Source organism: Dysgonomonas sp. ZJ279, from assembly GCF_011039205.1.
GTDB lineage: Bacteria > Bacteroidota > Bacteroidia > Bacteroidales > Dysgonomonadaceae > Dysgonomonas.
Genome location: NZ_JAAKEL010000052.1, coordinates 1 through 2,124 on the forward strand (window position 1 = coordinate 1; position 2,124 = coordinate 2,124).

General features: G+C 35.5%; 1 protein-coding gene and 1 pseudogene. One reads left to right on the forward strand and one right to left on the reverse strand.

All coding sequences use genetic code 11. From position 1 onward, the window contains the following. Nucleotides 1–722 precede the first annotated feature (722 nt). Nucleotides 723–1,034, forward strand: coding sequence for a sigma factor-like helix-turn-helix DNA-binding protein (locus G7Y57_RS17795; RefSeq protein WP_165027344.1), 312 nt, complete (start codon nucleotides 723–725; stop codon nucleotides 1,032–1,034). A gap of 747 nt (nucleotides 1,035–1,781) precedes the next feature. Here the strand turns inward: G7Y57_RS17795 and G7Y57_RS17800 are convergent. Then, nucleotides 1,782–1,994: pseudogene (locus tag G7Y57_RS17800) on the reverse strand (haloacid dehalogenase); the annotation flags it as partial. Nucleotides 1,995–2,124 lie beyond the last annotated feature (130 nt).

Below are 2,124 nucleotides of genomic sequence, written 5' to 3' on the forward strand. Positions count from 1 at the left end.
GAGTTAAAGAAACTAAAAAAATGTTACAACCTGATGAAGAATAAATATCTTTAGCCAATCTCATCCGAGACACTTAGTGGTATACTTTTCAATTACTAAGTGGACTACTTTTCAATTATATTATACACTGAAATATTGAATTAGTCTTTTAACCCTAAGTAAAGATAGGGAATACTATCCGGAAATTCATGCAACTATTGTTCTTATTGAAAACTGCTAATGAAATTTAGGTATATTCGGGTTAGGTCCGTATGCTGTTAATTCGATTTGATTAGGTCACATAGGAATTTAAACACTCTCTAACTAAATACTGATGAGTGCTTAAATATTTTTGCTGGTGTCAAAGATATATCAATTCTAATACAACCAGGCTATAAAGAATAAAAGAGAAGGAGAGAGAAGAGAGAAGAAGTTCATACCCAGACTTCGGCTAATTCAGGTTTCGCAGCAATTCATAGACACTACTTACTCAATCAATTTAAGTTACTGATGCTCTAAATTACCTAGAGGCTGTGAAACCTGCTTAGTCAAAACAGATCAGAATTATATTTAAACAATTTGCTTACTAGGAATTCACACGGAAGTTCATTAAAAACACGTAATTCTATTTACTGACCCAGCAGTTTTCGTATTACCGTGTGAATTCTGAAAAGCAAAATAATGATACAAGTATTTAATTACTTAGAGAAAATGGTTTCTCTAAGTGAAATTTGTTTAATAACATGCCGATATTTGATAAACTGAGAGTCATTGGTAGATTTGAACGCTTGCCAGAATGTCTGTTAGCCGAGATTGCAGATCACCAATCAGATACATTCAGAGAGGTAACTGCCAATGAAATAGAAGGACTGATAAAGCAGGAGATGGATAAGTTAACCAGACATCGGAAGAAGGCTTTTAAGATGAGCAGGGAAGAAGACCTCTCATACAGGGAGATTGCAGATAATACAGGTCTCTCTGTCAATAGGGTCAATTATCTTATATGCTGTGCATTGAAATCTTTTCGTCTTAATCTAACCAAGTATGGTGTTTAGTATGTTTTGTGGTTTTTATGTATAGCTGTAATAACTATCTCTGGTTAGTGAAATTTCCTCCATCGTATCTTTATCCTATTTTAGGAATTAAAGTAAAGGTGAGGCAGAGCCGCACAGAAGAGTCAAAGAAAAGGAAAATAGACAACTTATATGCAAGGACTGAGTGCCGGCAGCTTTTATCCCCCTAAACTGAAACAATAGATTGATCTCTTACATTATTTTACTGTTCACGTGACGAATCATGACAATAACATTCCTCCTGTCTTATATGCACCGGCATCGGCACGGCGAGCTATATCCCCTTTGCTCCTTTTATGAAGCGGACGACACGTAAAATTTTTAGCATCAAAATATTATGCAGAGCATAATATTTTGATACTAAACCGTGAGGCTTGAATTTTTACCAGTGTGTCCGCAAATAGATATTCGCAAAGGGGATATAGTGGCGTGTTGATGCCGTTAAAACAGGAATGATAAGGCTATAAAATTTATCTTCAATTGTAATGTTTGATGTATCAAACTTAGGTGAAAATTCTGCAGTAAATAACTTCCAGTATCAATCAAAAGAAGAAAGGCGTGGAAATGTAAAGATTCCCATTGTTTACTCTTATTTAATATTCCTCGTCCATTCTTTAGCAATACATTGTAGCTCTGGCCATAATACATTTGCTCATACAGTAGGTATCTACTGATTCTGTAAGTTTCAAAACGTCAAACCAACCTGAAACGACCTACATCAACTTTGCATTAAAGTTTCAATTTTCGCAATCTCAAAGCATTCACAATAACAGATACCGAACTCAGGCTCATAGCAGCAGCGGCAATCATAGGCGATAAAAGAATTCCGAATACAGGGAACAGGATTCCTGCTGCCAAAGGAATACCAAGCGAGTTGTAAATGAACGCAAAAAACAGGTTTTGCTTAATATTTCGCATGGTGGCATGACTCAGAGCTTTTGCTTTCTGTGGAACTAACTCCATCAGATGAATGTTGTAGCGATGTACAAACAACTGAAGCTGGAGAAGGAACTTCTTGTTATTCAGATTCAACTATAAATAAAGTTTGAGACCTCAATAATATCATTATGAA